The sequence below is a fragment of the Okeania sp. genome (assembly GCF_035285525.1).
Taxonomy (GTDB): domain Bacteria; phylum Cyanobacteriota; class Cyanobacteriia; order Cyanobacteriales; family Microcoleaceae; genus Trichodesmium.
This window is the reverse complement of the sequence record NZ_JAYKGW010000231.1, coordinates 1-16,453: the sequence shown is the minus strand read 5'-3', so window position 1 is coordinate 16,453 and position 16,453 is coordinate 1. Positions and strand designations below refer to the sequence as shown.

14 protein-coding genes are annotated in these 16,453 nt (G+C 35.0%); 10 read left to right on the top strand and 4 right to left on the bottom strand.

Annotated elements, in window-relative coordinates:
- Positions 1-46 precede the first annotated feature (46 nt).
- On the bottom strand, positions 47-1,753 hold the full coding sequence (locus tag VKJ25_RS21930) for a GTPase (RefSeq protein WP_324238774.1): 1,707 nt from the start codon (positions 1,751-1,753) through the stop codon (positions 47-49).
- A 763-nt stretch (positions 1,754-2,516) separates the two neighbouring features.
- Entirely contained in the window at positions 2,517-5,015 is a 2,499-nt protein-coding gene (locus VKJ25_RS21925; protein WP_324238773.1) for a GTPase, read from the bottom strand.
- Between the two features lie 1,158 nt (positions 5,016-6,173).
- Between VKJ25_RS21925 and VKJ25_RS21920 the strand changes: the two genes are divergently transcribed.
- The 7 genes from VKJ25_RS21920 to VKJ25_RS21890 all read left to right on the top strand — a co-directional run bounded on the left by VKJ25_RS21920 (position 6,174) and on the right by VKJ25_RS21890 (position 12,116).
- Positions 6,174-6,452 carry a MoaD/ThiS family protein gene (locus tag VKJ25_RS21920; RefSeq protein ID WP_324238772.1) on the top strand — a complete coding sequence of 93 codons (279 nt, stop codon included), beginning with the start codon at positions 6,174-6,176 and terminating at the stop codon, positions 6,450-6,452.
- 745 nt (positions 6,453-7,197) lie between these two features.
- A complete protein-coding gene (gene thrC / locus VKJ25_RS21915; protein WP_324238771.1) occupies positions 7,198-8,511 on the top strand; it encodes a threonine synthase in 1,314 nt (437 codons plus the stop codon).
- A 132-nt stretch (positions 8,512-8,643) separates the two neighbouring features.
- Complete coding sequence (locus VKJ25_RS21910; RefSeq protein ID WP_324238770.1) at positions 8,644-8,919, top strand: MoaD/ThiS family protein; 276 nt, start codon at positions 8,644-8,646, stop codon at positions 8,917-8,919.
- A 215-nt stretch (positions 8,920-9,134) separates the two neighbouring features.
- A complete protein-coding gene (locus VKJ25_RS21905; RefSeq protein ID WP_324238769.1) occupies positions 9,135-9,746 on the top strand; it encodes a hypothetical protein in 612 nt (203 codons plus the stop codon).
- Between the two features lie 261 nt (positions 9,747-10,007).
- Entirely contained in the window at positions 10,008-10,925 is a 918-nt protein-coding gene (locus VKJ25_RS21900) for a phosphodiester glycosidase family protein (protein ID WP_324238768.1), read from the top strand.
- Positions 10,926-11,633: 708 nt separating this feature from the next.
- Positions 11,634-11,759 carry a hypothetical protein gene (locus tag VKJ25_RS21895; protein WP_324238767.1) on the top strand — a complete coding sequence of 42 codons (126 nt, stop codon included), beginning with the start codon at positions 11,634-11,636 and terminating at the stop codon, positions 11,757-11,759.
- A gap of 216 nt (positions 11,760-11,975) precedes the next feature.
- Positions 11,976-12,116: a hypothetical protein gene (locus VKJ25_RS21890; RefSeq protein WP_324238766.1), complete on the top strand. Its 141-nt coding sequence runs from the start codon at positions 11,976-11,978 to the stop codon at positions 12,114-12,116.
- 124 nt (positions 12,117-12,240) lie between these two features.
- Here the strand turns inward: VKJ25_RS21890 and VKJ25_RS21885 are convergent, their stop codons facing one another.
- Positions 12,241-12,666, bottom strand: coding sequence for a hypothetical protein (locus VKJ25_RS21885; protein WP_324238775.1), 426 nt, complete (start codon positions 12,664-12,666; stop codon positions 12,241-12,243).
- Between the two features lie 231 nt (positions 12,667-12,897).
- On the opposite strand from VKJ25_RS21885, the gene VKJ25_RS21880 reads away from it, so the two are divergent.
- The 3 genes from VKJ25_RS21880 to VKJ25_RS21870 all read left to right on the top strand — a co-directional run bounded on the left by VKJ25_RS21880 (position 12,898) and on the right by VKJ25_RS21870 (position 15,251).
- Positions 12,898-14,700 (top strand): S8 family peptidase, encoded by a 1,803-nt coding sequence (locus tag VKJ25_RS21880; RefSeq protein WP_324238765.1) that lies wholly within the window; start codon positions 12,898-12,900, stop codon positions 14,698-14,700.
- Positions 14,697-14,921 carry a hypothetical protein gene (locus tag VKJ25_RS21875; RefSeq protein WP_324238764.1) on the top strand — a complete coding sequence of 75 codons (225 nt, stop codon included), beginning with the start codon at positions 14,697-14,699 and terminating at the stop codon, positions 14,919-14,921. Before VKJ25_RS21880 ends, VKJ25_RS21875 begins: the two co-directional genes overlap by 4 nt.
- A 129-nt stretch (positions 14,922-15,050) precedes the next feature.
- Positions 15,051-15,251, top strand: a complete 201-nt coding sequence (locus VKJ25_RS21870; RefSeq protein ID WP_324238763.1) for a hypothetical protein — start codon at positions 15,051-15,053, stop codon at positions 15,249-15,251.
- Between the two features lie 398 nt (positions 15,252-15,649).
- Here VKJ25_RS21870 and VKJ25_RS21865 read toward each other — a convergent pair whose 3' ends face one another.
- Positions 15,650-16,147 carry a pyridoxamine 5'-phosphate oxidase family protein gene (locus tag VKJ25_RS21865; RefSeq protein WP_324238762.1) on the bottom strand — a complete coding sequence of 166 codons (498 nt, stop codon included), beginning with the start codon at positions 16,145-16,147 and terminating at the stop codon, positions 15,650-15,652.
- Positions 16,148-16,453 lie beyond the last annotated feature (306 nt).

The window sequence follows — 16,453 nt, the reverse complement described above, 5'->3', positions numbered from 1 at the left end:
TATTAGAAACAATCTGAAAATAATTATCCTGAAGTAATTATTCTATTCAACCTTTTGCTTTTGCCGTTACCTTCTGAATATATTGGATAATTAGTTCAAAATTACTTCTAATTTCTCCTACTTGTTTTATCCAATTATTAGAAGTAGCGATCGCCTCCTCTTCCTGTTTTCGTGCTTCAGCAATTTGCCTTTCAATCTCTGTATAAACCTGAGTTTCAAATTCAGATAATTGTAGATTTATTTGTGCCTCTAAATCTTTAGCTATTGTCTGAAATTGACTATAAATTTCTCTTCTTAAATCAGACATTTCTGTTTCTCGTTGACTTTCATTGCGCATTTCCGAAACATCCATTTCCACAGAAACTAATGCCACAGCAGGGCCTAAAAATTTAGCATCATTACCAAGATTTTGAGCAATACTAACTGCTTCCCAATATTTATACTTAAAACCTATAAATTTTCCCACCCCTAAACTACTTTCTGTTGTTGTCAAGAAACTTTTAGTTTCTGAATTTTCTATTTTTACACCTGCAACTTCAGCAATATTCTTTATCCAGTAAACTTGAGATTTAAGCCTTGGAAAATTTCTTCCATTATCAATATTAGAAGCCGAAATATTTTGCTCCTTATCTAAACAACAAATAAAAGCTTCAACCAAGTCACTATCTAATATTTCTGCAACTGCTTCCCGAATATCTGATACTGCTGTTTCGCAAACTTCTTGTAACTTACTTTCTGCTTCTTCATAGAAATTACGAACATTTAATTCTGCCGTTTTATTCAGTTTGACAAAATCTGCATCAGTTCCCACCGCCATTGCTAATTTATTTCCTTCTTTGATAATAGCTGAAGACATATCTAAAGAAATGCCTTTAACTTTTGTGCGGAGTCTATCTCGTTCCTTTCGGATAGTTCTAGATAGACGGTTAGCTACTTCAAAAAATGTCGTATTTTCAACAAAGTTGCTCATCAAAATCAACTGAGTATCTTCGACAAATTTTAATACTATTCTAACAGGAGTATCGAATTTTGCCAAACTACTTCGACGTTCAACAAAAGTATTTAAAGCAGCAATAAAAGTTTCAAACCGACTCATCTCCAGCAAAAAATTATCATTCTCATCAATACCCTCACAATAATCTTTAGCATCAATAAAACAAACCGGAAATTCATCAAAATTAAAAGGTTTAAGAGCTTCTGTTAAACTGTACCGATAGTTAGTAATTTTTTCCTCATCTTCTCCAGCTTCATCAGACATTTTATTAACAACTAACATCATTTTCCAACGATAACCTTTATCATAAGCTAACTTTTTGAAATTCTCAATTGTCACAGAATCAAATAACATATAAGTCAAACAAAAAACTAATAAATCAGCTTGATTAATTGCCTCATAAGTAATCTCATCATGTTCTTGACGTTCTGTAAAAAGTCCGGGAGTATCTATTATTTTAATACTATTCCAATCATAAGTTATAGTTTTTTCAGTACCAATATCAGTATCTATTTTAATATTTCTGATTCCTGTTAAAGCAGAAATAATTGTAGATTTACCAGCGCTATATTGTCCGATAAAGGCAACTTTAATTGTGCCTTGCTCCCGATATTCTTTTAATTCTTTCCGAATTTTTTTGCGGATATTAGTGAATTGTTTTTTATTTATATCAGCTAGTAGTTTGTCAAACTTGCTTAGCGCTTTTTTAAAGATATAACCAACTTTAGCAGCTTGGAATTGTTGATTATTGTTAGTCATTGTTTTTTGCCACCAATTTTATAAAGTTTATAATTTTTTTTACTGATTAATATATGTTATTTCGTAGGTTTTTGGTCTCCAAAACAGGGTGTATCTAAATTTTTAAGCCAGAAAAAATACTTTCCAAAAGCAAAAGCAAAAGTAGAAATATTGAGAAAATATTTGCCAAAGTTAACCTTTCCAACCTCTACTTTCATTCCTCAAAAAATCCTTTCTCAGAAAGATTTACTTTCCAAAAGTCAAAGTACAAATATTGAGAGAATATTTGGCAAAGCTAACATTTCCAACCTCCTTTAGTCAAAAAATCCTTTCCCAGAAAAAATACTTTCCAAAAGCAAAAGTCAAAGTAGAAATATTGAGAGAATATTTGCCAAAGTTAACCTTTCCAACCTCTACTTTCATTCCTCAAAAAATCCTTTCTCAGAAAGATTTACTTTCCAAAAGTCAAAGTAGAAATATTGAGAGAATATTTGGCAAAGCTAACATTTCCAACCTCCTTTAGTCAAAAAATCCTTTCTCAGAAATATTTACTTTCCAAAAGTCAAAGTAGAAATATTGAGAGAATATTTGCCAAAACTAACATTTCCAACCTCTACTTTCATTCCTCAAAAAATCCTTTCTCAGAAATATTTACTTTCCAAAAGTCAAAGTAGGAATAGTTAGAAAGTATTTGCCAAAATTAACATTTCCAACCTCTACTTTCATTCCTCAAAAAATCCTTTCTCAGACAGACAATATTTCCGATAAAGATTTATTTTTCTTCCTATTTTATATATTTAATAGTCACATCCTCCTGAATAACAAGATTAATTTCTTCAGATGTTTTACTGATTGGTACTTGAGTCTTTGTAGAAATAATTATCTTTTTCCCAAATTCCCGTCTAACCTTACCAATTATTTCATTAATTCTTACCTCAGCTAGAGGTTCATAATTTTCTGTAAGCAAATCAATAATACGTTTTGCATAAGCACGATTTAGATAATTAACACCTGATTCAAGTTTCCTTTTAGTTAATTCTGACTCTTCAGATATTTTCTCTAACTCCCGACTTAAATTATCAAAATAATCATCAATATTTTCAGACACTAACTGACAAGACTTAGAAAACTCACTCTCAAATTTTTTCACAGTAGTTTCCCTTTGAAAAATAACTTGATTACTTAACGACTCAAATATTTTCTGAAAAGCTTCAGTTCTTCTTTGATCTATAGACTTAAACAATCCATTAATCGTAGTCAAAACTGTACCAAAAATTCCCAAAGTTAAACCTGCAAAAATACCTACCGGAGTCAAAAAAGTAAATATAGTTCCAGCTATCAACACAAAACTACTAGCTATTCTGACAAAACTATTGTCAAGAAAACTTGCATCTTGTTCACTCAAATCAAAAGCTTCTGACTGAGCAATTAATTGTAATTCACTACCTACCTCCTCAACCACTTCAGTTACTTCCCTATTAAACTTTTCACTAGCCAACTTATAACAACTTTCTAGTCTTTTTTCTAAATCTATTTCCTTAATTTTTGTCTGCCACCCCTCTTTCAACTCCCTATCATTTTTATCCCAATAATCCTCAGCAAAAGAAGGAATAATATTCAAAGCATCCTCAAAAACAATTTTAATTTCTTGCACCAAAAAAAGCAAACAATTCTGACGAGATCTATAAATTTTTTTCTCAATTTCTTCACGCTTATTTTTCAGAACTTGCGCTAAATTAGCATAAACTTCAGACAATAATCTTAACCACTTCAAAGGATCCTCAATAGCACCCACAGTCGAACCCAATAAAGTTTGAGATCTCCTAATTTTTCCATCCTTCATTAAAGACTCTCTCAACGAATCTAAAAAATCCTGTATTCGACTAGCCTGAAACAACTCATTTTTTCGTCTTTTATCCTCAGTTTCAACAGAAATTTGTGCTGCCAATAACATAACAGGTACTATCGAAAAATAATCATTACCATAATATTTTTGAGCATAACTACGAATCCGATTAATATGTCCGCCAATACCACTTTTTCCCTTCATTTCAAACAACTTATTAGGATTATTTAAAAAATACTCCAACCTCCGATTATCTCTCAAATTATATTTAACATTCAACAAAATAATTAAAGGTTTAGCCTTCTGCTTCAGCAAACCTAAAAAACTAAACTCACTCTCCTGAATACTATCATTAGTCACCACATAACAAATTACATCCGACTCATCAATAATACTCTTAGCAATTTCCTCATCACTTTTACCTCCAGGTGCACCAATACCAGGAGTATCAATTACCCGAATATTCTTCCATTCATAAACTCGATTAAAACGAGTAGTCCTTTGTTTTCCCACACCAATAGCATCCCATCCATTATTAGTAATAATTGCATGAAGGGTACTTTTTCCAACCTTAGTTTTCCCCATAAAAGCAATACTAAAATGATTTAAAGCTCGTTCTTTAGAACACAAAGATTCTCTAACCCCATCAATTTTTTTAATAATTTTAGCAGTAAGTTCCTTGCAAATTCCCTCTAATTGATTTGCCACTTCTTCAGCAGGACTATTTGCACCTTTTTCACTACTTTTATCCTTTATTTCTGCAATAGCTTTTTGCAGACTTATTCCTAAATTTTGCAAAGCTTTATCTGTATATTTCAATGCTCTTTCGCCAAATAAATAATCTTCCTCCGCAATAACTGCACACTGATGTATTACCTCATCATATTCAAGTCCAGACAACAAAATTTCCCGCCTTAGTTGTTCAACCTTTTGCTGCTTCCTACTAAAAGTTGCCAACTTATCTACCAAAGCTTTTGACAAAAGAGAATCAGCATTTTTCAACATCCGCGCTCCCAAAGATACCTCCTCCTTATTCCCACCCACAATAAATCTAGTATCAGCAAAAGCACCAGTTTCCTCTATCTGTCTTTCTAACTCACCATCAGACCAACCCCAAATTTGGGCTACTTGTTGCGCCATTTGTCGTTCCAATGTCGAGCAAAAACCATCCACATAAGCGATGCTTAACATTTGCCACATCGTCTCGTTTCTTTGTTTGGGTGCTACTCGCAATGCAATTTCTGCCACAGATAACTGTTGTTCATCCTGAGCCAGAATTTTTTCCATCTCTGCAAGAGTCCTGGTTCCGACTTGGCTTTGTTTTGCCAACTCATCCAAAGCTTTTGACTCCTCACTGTGAATTTGTTGGTCAGCACAAACTATATGAGTTACTAATAGAAATGGGTAATCTAGGTCTTGATTTTCTGACTGTTTCATAATTTAATAATGTCCTCTAAATAATTGGTAGTGGTATACAAGTAGTGGACTGTTTCATCTTAGATACTGTAATAAATGTAGGTTTGGTTGTTCCGGTTAGGGTTGCGTTAGTAAAACAAAGCATGGAACGTAGCTTGTTTATCCCCAAGAGTAACCCAACAAAGTAAGGCGCGTGTTGGGTTTCACTATCGTTTCAGCCCACCTACATTTTTAGGCGTGTTAGTTTACTACAAATTTGCTTTCTAACACATATTCTACTTCCCACACCTCCCACACTTCCCACACTGTCCACACCTCCCACACTCCTCATCCTGAAAAGCTCCCAAATTTTTCGCAGAAGGGGTTGCCTTCAGGCAAAAACTCTGATATTATTAAAGTAAGAAATGTTATTGAGGGTTATTTGCCCATACACATGATTTTTTATTCAACTATTGATTCCTTTTTGTTAAAGGTTGCTTAACTCGACAGTGCAAAGTTCTAAGAATAACTATTGCTAGCTAAAGCTTTCAGCTATTTTAAAGTTAGGGTGTGTCATCAATTACACCTGAGAGGGTTGATCAACAAAAGTAGTGGCCTGTATCTGAACCTACTCAATCGCGATCGCCATTTTTACATAACAGAGAGTAGCCTTTTTGTCAACTTATTTAATTGATGACACGGCCTAGAAACTTTCTATTTAGAATTTAGGTAATGTAAGTCTTTTCCAGTAATACTTTCAGCCTTAAAAGTAAATCCTTTTTTAGGAGAATTTTGTACTCTCCAATTCTAAATTCTAAGTTCTTTCACTCCCCTCTTCTCATCCTGAAAAGCTCCCAGATTTTTCGCAGAAAGGTTGCCTTCAGCCAAAAACTCTGATATTATTAAAGTAAGAAATGTTATTGATGCTTATTCGCCCATACACATGATTTTTTGTTCAACTATTGATACCTTTAATATTTTTAGCCTTAAAAGTATAGCGCTGCTTTTAGGGAACAGGCAACAGGGAACAGGTATGGAGGCAGAAAGAATAGCCTATAATATAAGGTTTTTAGCTATTGGACACCTCCTGAAATTTGTAAATATTAAGTGCGCAAATTGCTATAAATCATTTTTGAGGAGAACTTTGTCGTCTCCAGTTCTTCCCTATTACTTCTTCCCTCTTCCTTCTTCCTTAAACTAATGAACCATACCCAAATCACCATCACCCTCAAACTATTCGCAGCATACCAAGAAGCCTACAAAGTTCCCGAACTCCAACTAACCCTCTGCGAAGGAACAAAAGTATCCCAACTCCTAGAAACAATCATTAGCCAGCACCCCGAATTAGAAAAGTGGCGAAATGTTACCAAATTTGGCATCAACCTCAACTTTGTCCCACCAGAAACCATCCTCAAGGACCGTGATGAAGTAGTCCTTATTCCTCCAGTCAGTGGTGGCCTCAACAAATTTAGAATTTAGATATTTTTTTTAGAAAATAGAATTTATTGCCTATCTAGCAATAAGAAGTAAGTATAAAAGTAAAATTTCAAAATCAAATGCTACACTTACAAATCAAAATCAAATAATACCAAAAAGAAGAAGGAAGAGGAAAGAAGGAATAAACCTTTAACAAAAAGGAATGAACAATAGAGCTAACTATCTAAAATTAATTGTGGCTTTCTGATTAAATCTCAAACCATTTACAGATAAAGATAAGCGTATTTTTATGTAGAAAAAAGTTCCTGGTTTTAAAGTGTTGTAGTCTCAAAATGGTCATTTCAGTTATCATTTATCAGTACCTCTAGCTGTTTGCCCAGCATAACCTAGGAAATCAAAAGGCTTGAAATATGGAATTTTCTTTTTTTTTTATCCTTTTCAAACACGAGGCTTTAGACCCAAATTTTTTTGGTAAAGTCTTGACCCTGACAATGCTGAAAAGTTCCCCGTAGCAGATAGTCTAAACTATTCCCTCCATACCTAAAAATATAAATTAGCAGATAGTCTAAACTATTCCCTCCATACCTATTCCCTATTCCCTCCATACCTGTTCCCTCCATACCTGTTCCCTAAAAATAGAAATTATCTGTAGCATTTAATATAGAAAAATATATGTAAAAATCAATCCCGACTTTATTTGTCGGGTATAGTTGACGAGCATTTTTACCCATGCTAATATCCAAAAACAATTAAAGAGATATGAAAAATAAAACTAAGAAAAAAAATTATGACCCAGACTACAACAACTCACAACCAAACCCAAACAACAAACACAGTTATAGAAAAACTCAAATGTAAAGAATGTGGAGAAGAGTACGGATTAGAAGCAAAACATATATGTGAAGACGTATGCTTTGGTCCCCTAGAAGTAAAATATGACTATGAAAAGCTCAGTCAAATAGTTAGTCGAGCAACAATAGAAGCAGGTCCAAAATCTATCTGGCGTTATCGTCACTTTTTACCAGTAACAACAGACAACGTTATAGACGTAGGCACAGGAATGACCCCCCTATTAAAATCAGAACGTTTAGCTCGTCGCTTGGGCCTAAAAAATCTCTACATTAAAAATGATGCCGTAAATATGCCGACCCTCAGTTTCAAAGATAGGGTAGTATCAGTTGCCCTCAGTCGCGCTAGAGAACTAGGTTTCTCCACAGTATCCTGTGCAAGTACAGGCAACCTAGCTAACTCCACCGCAGCGATCGCTGCCAAAGCAGGATTAGATTGTTGTGTATTTATTCCTGCTGACTTAGAAGCAGGTAAAGTTTTGGGTACTCTAATTTACAACCCTACAGTTATGGCAGTAAAAGGAAACTACGACCAAGTAAACCGCCTCTGTTGCGAAGTAGCAAATACTTACGGTTGGGGTTTTGTAAATATTAACCTTCGTCCTTACTATTCTGAAGGTTCCAAAACTCTCGGTTTTGAAGTCGCCGAACAACTAGGATGGAAACTACCAGATCATGTAGTTGCTCCTATTGCTTCTGGTTCCCTCTACACCAAAATTTATAAAGGTTTCCAAGAGTTCATCAAAGTAGGTTTAGTAGAAGATAAAGCAGTTCGTTTCAGTGGAGCGCAAGCTGAAGGTTGTTCTCCAGTAGCTCAAGCATTTAAAGAAGGTCGTGATTTTATTACTCCAGTTAAGCCTAATACTATTGCTAAGTCAATCGCTATAGGCAACCCTGCTGATGGTATTTACGCATTAGACTTAGCTCGTAAAACAAATGGTAATATTGAGTCTGTGACTGATGCTGAAATTATTGCAGGTATTAAGTTATTGGCAGAAACAGAAGGTATCTTTACTGAAACAGCAGGTGGTACAACTATTGCTGTATTGAAAAAATTAGTAGAGGCTGGTAAGATTGACCCTGAAGAAACTACTGTTGCTTATATTACAGGTAATGGTTTGAAGACTCAAGAAGCAGTACAAGGTGAAATTGGCGAACCTCTAACTATAGATGCCAAGTTGGATAGTTTTGAAAGAGCATGGGAACGCGCTCAAACATTAGAGCGTCTTGACTGGCAACAAGTTTTGGTTTAATTTTTATCGCTGTAGGGGTTTGGTCTCCAAACCCCCAAAAAAACCTTCAAATTTTCTATGTAGGGGTTTGGTCTCCAAACCCCCAAAAAACCTTCAAATTCTCAACTAGTTACAAAAATCAATTACTAAGTTATGGCAGTTACAGTTTTAATTCCTACACCACTACAAAAATTCACTAAAGAGCAAGCAAAAATTGAATGTGGCGGTGGTAATATTTCAGAATTAATAGAGTCTCTAGAAACAAATTATCCAGGGATTAAAAAAAGTCTCTGTGATGACCAAGGAGAACCCAGGAGATTTTTAAATTTCTATGTGAATAATGAAGATATCCGGTTTTTAGAAGGAACAAAGACATCTTTGAAAGATGGGGATGAAGTTAGTATTGTTCCTGCTGTTGCTGGTGGTTAGATAGGTTTGGAAAAAAGGGTATTTCATGGGTTGAGTTTTTTAAAATTTCCCATCAGTTTCTAAAAATCACTTTATAACCAAAACCTTGTAGGGACGTTGGATGCAACGTCCCTAATTTAATAATGAATATATCAGGACTTACGCACCGACCGTAGATATAATACCTTTGCGTAAGTCCTGTATATTTTATGTAACTCTGACTATAGTATGTTCTGATGTCAAAGGTCTACAACACTACTGAATTAATTAATATATTAGCAAAAGAACGCCAAGCTTGTATAGGAGGCCAACGCCTTAATTTGGCTGCAACTCCTCATACTGGCAACCCAGTGGTTGACAAATTTATCAAACCAGAGGGGTTCCAAAAATTTGCTGCCTATCAAGATTTTCAAGCTACTATTCATCGCTATCAAAGAGAATATTTGGTTTCTGGTATTGTGTGGCGACAAGTGACAGTAAATGAGCAAAAAATTAGTTTTCCTGTGGTGCATGAACAATTAATTGCTTTGTCTAATGATTTAGAAATTTTGCAGGCAGCTAAAGCTTCTGTGTTAAATTTCTGGTATCAAGTAACTATAGGTATGGATTTATATTTAAGTGTAAATCATGGTCGAGAATTTTGCCCTATAGAAATACCAGAGATAGAAGCGATCGCTCAACGCACAGAATGGGCAAATATGTTGAAGTGGGAAAAATCAGATTTTCTAGAGATGCTGCTACAGTTAGGATGGGGAAAACCAGAATCTGCAAAATATCGTAGAGATTTTCCTAATTCTGGTAGTGAGTATATTCATGCTGTCAAATCAGGAAAAAAACCTATTTGTTAAAATAGGGAATAGGGAACAGGTATGGAGGGAACAGGAAATAGAGAGGATTAATTTCAAGACTTACGCAAAGCCACCAAAAAACCTAGTTTATTGCTGTGATATTGTTGTTCAAACCAAGAAATTTCCAGACAAGTGCGATTTTTCCCATCGGTGGCCTCATCGAGGAAACTGCTAGCTGTGTCCTAATCCCTGTTCCTTGAGAGAAACCGGGTTTCTGAGTATACCCCCTACTCCCTACTCCCTATTAAAGGATTTTATCTAATGTCTCAATCTAGAATTTTCAGATGGCGATCGCTTTTAACTATAGGCATCGTTTTTTTGTTAGTTTTAATACTAACAATTTTTACAACATTATCTTTTATTCGCCCTCCTAGAACTAACAAAAATTTATTACTATTTCCTGGAGTTTTATATGAACGAATACCTTTTTATCAACCTCGTTCGATAATGATTCATGTTGTTACTATTTACTTAAATACATCAGGTATGAAAGTATTAGTAACCCCCAGAATTTCCACTTCTCCAGATATGAAAATTACTGCCCGCACCACTTCTGAATTTGTCAATGAATTTGACTTACAATTAGGAATAAATGCTAACTTTTTCTATCCTTTTTATGAGAATACACCTTGGGATTTTTATCCAAGAAGTGGGGATTTAGTCAACGTAGTCGGACGAGCAATATCTCATGGTAATGACTATTCTGTAGGAGATGTAATGGATAGAAACTGGCCGACTTTATGTTTTAATGTCAATAATTATGCTGAAATATCAGATAGTTCTATTTGTCCGACTTCAACTACTCAAGCTATTTCTGGTAATTTAATTTTAGTTGCTAATGGTCAACCAGTAAAGTTACCAAGAAATTCTTATATTGATATAAAACCTTATCCACGAACCGCAGTAGGAATTAATCAAAAAGGTGATAAATTATGGTTGGTTTTAGTTGATGGTAAACAACCTTTTTATAGTGATGGTATGACTGTAGCAGAATTACAGGAATTTATGATTAATTTGGGTGTAGATAAAGCATTAAATTTAGATGGTGGAGGTTCCACAACTTTAGTAGTGAGACCTGATTCTAAAGGGAGATTATTAAATTCACCAGTTCATACTTGGATACCTATGCGTGAACGTTCAATTGCTAATCATTTAGGATTTTCTATAGTTAATAATTAATAACTAGATAAGAGATCTCCAGAAATAAAAAATAGAATCAATTCTTATTTATAAATCATCAATTACTTCCTCCTATTCCCAGTTAAGTATTCCCTTTTCCCTCTTTTCCGGAGATGTCTACAGTACAAAGTTATAAGAATAATTATTACTAGATAAGGCTTTCAGCTATCTAAAGGTGAGAAACTTTATATTCGGAACTTTAAGTGCTGTAAGTCTTTTTCCATAATGTTTTCAGTATACTCTCCAATTCTAAATTTTAAATTCTTAATTCTAAATTTTATACCTTTATTTTTCGGTAAATACTTGTGAAAAATACTAAATTATATCACTAAAATGGAATTATGAGAGGTTAATTTTATGGTAGTTTCATTATCTAATACCCCATCTTTTGTAAAACTTATCGAATACTGAAATTGTGACAATCTCGATACTGCTCGCTTATTAATTTCTACTCATATAAGCTGGAATATTTATGAAAATTTATTGAATTATTTAGGAAATTCACCTGATTTTAAAGTTATTTATAATCAAAGAATTTTAAAAATATTATATCTCCTAGTAGTCGCCATGAAATTCACAAAAAAATGTTGGGGATGTTGGTCGAAAATTATTGTTTGGAAACTGGGATTTATTTTTATCCTTTTGGTTCTACAACTCTGAAATCTCAAGATAAATTAAAAGGTATTAAGCCAGACCAACGTTATTGCATTGGTAGTAAAAAAAAAGGTTCCAGATCTAGCAATTGAAGTTGTAATTACTAGCGGAGGAATTAAAACTTTAGGAATTTATCAAAGTTTAGGTGTTTCTGAAGTTTGTTTTTGGCAAAATGAATAGTTACAGGTTTTTTGCCTAGAAAATGGTGAATATTTAGACAAAAAAAATATTCAGTTATTGCCAAATATTGATTTAGAATTATTAGTTAGTTATCTAGATTGGGATGAGTCTTTTGATGCTATTTCGGATTTTAAAGCCAAAAAAAATTAGAAGCAAGGAACAAGAAACAAATATTAAATAAATTAGGGATATCATCTAATACCATTTCTCAAAAAAATGCTATGTCTGATTGGACGGGGAAGTGTGGGAAGTGTGGGTAGAGGAAAAGCAGGAAAAATAATTACTAATCGACTAAATAATTATCAAAAACAGACTTTTAATCTTGGTAACTATGCACTGTTGAACTATGGCACTTAGTATAGCATTAATGCATGGTAATTGGTATAATATAAATTAAGCAGCAGAAAATATCTCCCCCTTTCAAAGCGGGAGAATTTCCTCTATTTTCCTGCCTCGAAAGTGATAAGTATTCAACCGGACATCAAAGGTTTGCGTCAACAAAACCCACCGTAATAGACTGTAAATATTTACACCAATTAACAGCTAAACTAATATCTGTAAAAGGAATTTGGATACTTTTGGAATCAGAAAAAACAAACTCCAAAACTACCTTACCATTATTAGGCGGATTTTCTACCTCCACTACCTCATTATCAACCAATAATTCTAGCGATCGCACATTCGACAAAGAAAAAGTCTCCAAATTAATAGGTCCTTTGCGCGTCGGTTTCCCCCAAGTTATCTGATCGCCATTCTGACCCAATACCGCATAAATATCATATTTAGCTTTCTCAAAAGATTCTGCCCAAACACGATAAGCTTCCACCTTTTGATACTCATTCCAACCAGCCCAAGCTAACCAGATAAATACACCCAATAAAGGCAACCATAACAAACCTCTTTCCATTTTTAACATCCAATACTAAAGTCTGTAAGCTATCGTATAAAAAAAGCGGTCAACATTCAGCAAAACTGTTTTTTTTAGTTCAGAAAGGGTTTTAACCCTGACTCAACCATCCTGCTTATAGAAGCACGGAAACTAAAAAAGCTGTTAAAGCATTTCCTTTGCTGGAGACTAGCTCAATGCTCAAAGCTGATAGCTAGTTAAAAAAGTCCCCCATATTGAATATCTCAGACAATGAAAAAATTTCTGTTTGCCTGCTTATTCTTAATTGGACTTGGTTGGGCCTTATCCAATTTCTCTGGTTTGGCCAATAAAGGAATCTATGACTCAATCGTTTTAGACTTCCGTGAAGATATCGGAGTTACTAAAATTGTCGATGAAATTAGGACAATCTCCGACAAATACCAAGTCACACCTACTCTAAATAGTGAATTTTCTTTATCAGATAATGTGTATATTGTCAAGGGCGATCGCCAACTTCTCAAAAAGTTAAAAAGTTCTCTGGGCAAATATACCGAATACATTGAACCCAACTATGTTTATAGCGCTAATGCCATCATATTTGACAGTGGTGACGGTCCTAACGACCCCATGTACGGGAAACAATGGAACCTGCGGAGCATCAATGTCGAATCTGCCTGGAATCAAACCAAAGGCGACGGCATAACTGTAGCAGTTATTGATACAGGAGTTACGAGAGTTCCTGACCTGCAAAAAACCAAATTCGTTGATGGCTACGACTTTGTGAATGATAACACATCAGCTACTGATGACAACGGTCATGGTACTCATGTTGCAGGTACTATTGCTCAAACTACCAACAACAACTATGGTGTAGCAGGTATTGCTTACGAAGCTAGTATCATGCCTCTAAAAGTATTATCTGCTCAAGGTGGCGGCACAGTTTCCGATATTGCCGAGTCCATAAAATTTGCTGCCGATAACGGTGCAGACATTATTAATATGAGTCTTGGTGGTGGTGGTGAAAGCCAAATAATGCAAGAAGCAATTAATTATGCTCACAATAAAGGTGTAGTTATTATTGCTGCTGCGGGCAACGCCAACCAAAGTTCAGCAAGTTACCCTGCTCGTTATCCCCATGTTATTGGAGTATCCGCTACCGACGCCACTGGAGACAAAGCTCCATACTCTAACTTTGGTGCCGGAGTTGATATTTCTGCTCCTGGTGGTTCCACTAAAGATAAAAATGAAGGTGGCGGTATTCTCCAAGAAACCATCAATCCAGAAAATGGCAGCACTATATTTGCTTCCTTCCAAGGAACAAGCATGGCATCTCCCCACGTTGCCGGGGTAGCAGCATTAATTAAAGCGAGTGGTATTGAAGACCCAGAGGAAATCACCAATATTCTCAAAAAATCTGCTAGAGCAGTTGAAGAAGATCCATTAAATCATTTTGGTGCAGGCCAGTTGGATGCAGCCGCCGCCGTTAATTTAGCAATCAAAGGTCAAATTACCTTCCGGGATTTCTTCCGGTGGTTGCATGACAACGGTTATCTAAATCCTGGTTTTTGGCTGGATGGTGGTGCGGTAGCATTGTTGCCGAAGTTAGCAATGGTGTTAGGTTCTTATTTGTTAGCTTGGTTACTAAGAAATTATTTCCCTTTTGCTTGGAGTTTCCCTCTACATACCGGATTAATTTTTGGTAGCAGTGGGTTATTTTTCTTGCGTAGTTTCTATGTTTTTGATTTACCCCAATGGCCGATGCGGGTCATGGGTAGTTCTTTACCGGAACTGGGTGGAGCTATTCAAGGTAGTGGTATTTTGAATCCCATTTTTGCCAGTATATTGATTCCACTATTATTAATAGTGTTGTTATTAGGTCATCACCAAGGAAAGTGGATAGCGATCGGTACTGCTATTGGAGTTGCAAGCTGTTTAATTGTCAGTGCATTTATCGATCCTGCCGTTTGGGGATTAGGTGCTGGTATAACTGCTCAAATATTCCTAGTTGTGAATGCTCTGTTATGTTTGGGTTTAGCACGTTTAGCAATTAGAACGGAGGAAAAATTAGCATGAGTAGCATTACAGTAACTGGTATTGTGGAAAAACAAGGATTTGGTACTGGTACTTGGGCTTTAGTGAGTGATGCTGTAACTTATGAATTAAAGGATGCTCCCACGGAGCTATGTAAGTCTGACCAAAAGGTGAGGGTTACAGGTGTGGTGCGAGACGATGTAATGACGATCGCGATGATTGGTCCTGTTTTGGAAGTTGAATCTTTCGAGATATTGGAATAGTTGAGTTACAGTTGGTTTTATTGTAGGGACGTTGCATAACAAAAATGCGAAGGTTCCTACAAAGTCATCATTTTTTTTAATGTGATTTATGGATCAGAATAGGACTTACGCAGAAACTGGATTATAACTATGAATCCACTAAAATATCAAACAACTATCAAAAACGGTCAACTTGATTTACCTCCCCTTGATTTACCAGAAGGAACAGTTGTTGAAGCAATTTTATTAATTAAAGAATCTACTGAAACTGATGAAACAGAGTATCTTTTTTCAACAGAAGCAAACCCTCATCATCTCAAAGAAGTTGTAGAATTACTAAAAAAATCCTGACAACTATATTTATATACATCCCACCAAATTATGGTAAGCATTTAGCTATTAGCTATCAGCTTTTTAATTAATAAAGTCAATATTTGTTTTTTTTATACTACTATATTTTTAATTAGAGAATTGAAGCACAATAGTGACTAGCTCTAGTTATCAACTAAAAGTAATGAAGCTATCAGCTAATGGCTGACGTCTGAAGGCTTACAAATTATGAGGAAAGTCGCATTTTTAACTGAGAGTTTTGATGAAGAAATCATGATTATTTCCTGTGAATTTCACTACTAATAATTGCTGACATACATAATGGTGGAAAACAATTTCAGATATTGACATCTTTGGTTAAGTTTTCACATTAATATCTTTTTTTGAGATTTACAAAAAGCCTGTAAACGGGCTTTTTTTTATTGTTTTATTTCTTGAGTAATATCTACTCTTTTATCAAGAAAAGAATTCTCGTAAGGTTCTTTTACATTAACCCAAATAGTTGTTGGTATAAACCGAAATAAACGTCGTGGTCCTGAGTCAAGAAAATATTTTTTATCTCTTTTGGGTTTGCCACGTTTTGTGTCGATAGTATCAATTGCTTTATTAAATATTTCGTTTTCTGCTTCAATAACTTCAGCTACACCTTGAAAATAAACACCAAATGCCTCTCCACTTACTGCTCTTGAATCATAAACAACTGCAAAAACTCGCCCATTATTAACAATATTTTGAGAGTGCTGATTTTCTATCCATGATGACCAATAAAATGTGTAATCTTCATCAAAACTAGAATAAACTGGTGAGTTCCAAGGTTGTCCTTGTTGATCTACTGTTGCTAAGGTAAGGTAGGTAATTTGATTGAGTACCTGTTTTGCTCTTTCTGTAAGTTCTTCAATGGATGATGATATCTGCATATTAAAATTTATCAAACTATTCAACAACAGATAGTTTATCACAGTTTACGCATACACACCATTTATCCAGGGTTTGGAGACCAAACCCCTACGGAGCATACACACCATTTATCCAGGGTTTGGAGACCAAACCCCTACAGAGCATACACACCATTTATCCAGGGTTTGGAGACCAAACCCCTACAGAGCATACACACCATTTATCCAGGGTTTGGAGACCAAACCCCTACGGAACATCAATTACATTTGTCGAGGGTTTGGAGACCAAACCCCTACGGAACATCAATTACATTTGTCGAGGGTTTG

Excerpts from the sequence above, each read along its gene's own strand:
- VKJ25_RS21875 (WP_324238764.1), top strand. The coding sequence starts at position 14,697 with ATGAGTAGCATTACAGTAACTGGTATTGTGGAAAAACAAGGATTTGGT.
- VKJ25_RS21885 (WP_324238775.1), bottom strand. The coding sequence starts at position 12,666 with ATGGAAAGAGGTTTGTTATGGTTGCCTTTATTGGGTGTATTTATCTGG.
- VKJ25_RS21930 (WP_324238774.1), bottom strand. The coding sequence starts at position 1,753 with ATGACTAACAATAATCAACAATTCCAAGCTGCTAAAGTTGGTTATATC.
- VKJ25_RS21900 (WP_324238768.1), top strand. The coding sequence starts at position 10,008 with ATGTCTCAATCTAGAATTTTCAGATGGCGATCGCTTTTAACTATAGGC.
- VKJ25_RS21890 (WP_324238766.1), top strand. The coding sequence starts at position 11,976 with ATGCTATGTCTGATTGGACGGGGAAGTGTGGGAAGTGTGGGTAGAGGA.
- VKJ25_RS21920 (WP_324238772.1), top strand. The coding sequence starts at position 6,174 with ATGAACCATACCCAAATCACCATCACCCTCAAACTATTCGCAGCATAC.
- VKJ25_RS21870 (WP_324238763.1), top strand. The coding sequence starts at position 15,051 with ATGAATCCACTAAAATATCAAACAACTATCAAAAACGGTCAACTTGAT.
- VKJ25_RS21910 (WP_324238770.1), top strand. The coding sequence starts at position 8,644 with ATGGCAGTTACAGTTTTAATTCCTACACCACTACAAAAATTCACTAAA.
- VKJ25_RS21905 (WP_324238769.1), top strand. The coding sequence starts at position 9,135 with ATGTCAAAGGTCTACAACACTACTGAATTAATTAATATATTAGCAAAA.
- VKJ25_RS21880 (WP_324238765.1), top strand. The coding sequence starts at position 12,898 with ATGAAAAAATTTCTGTTTGCCTGCTTATTCTTAATTGGACTTGGTTGG.
- VKJ25_RS21925 (WP_324238773.1), bottom strand. The coding sequence starts at position 5,015 with ATGAAACAGTCAGAAAATCAAGACCTAGATTACCCATTTCTATTAGTA.
- thrC (WP_324238771.1), top strand. The coding sequence starts at position 7,198 with ATGACCCAGACTACAACAACTCACAACCAAACCCAAACAACAAACACA.
- VKJ25_RS21865 (WP_324238762.1), bottom strand. The coding sequence starts at position 16,147 with ATGCAGATATCATCATCCATTGAAGAACTTACAGAAAGAGCAAAACAG.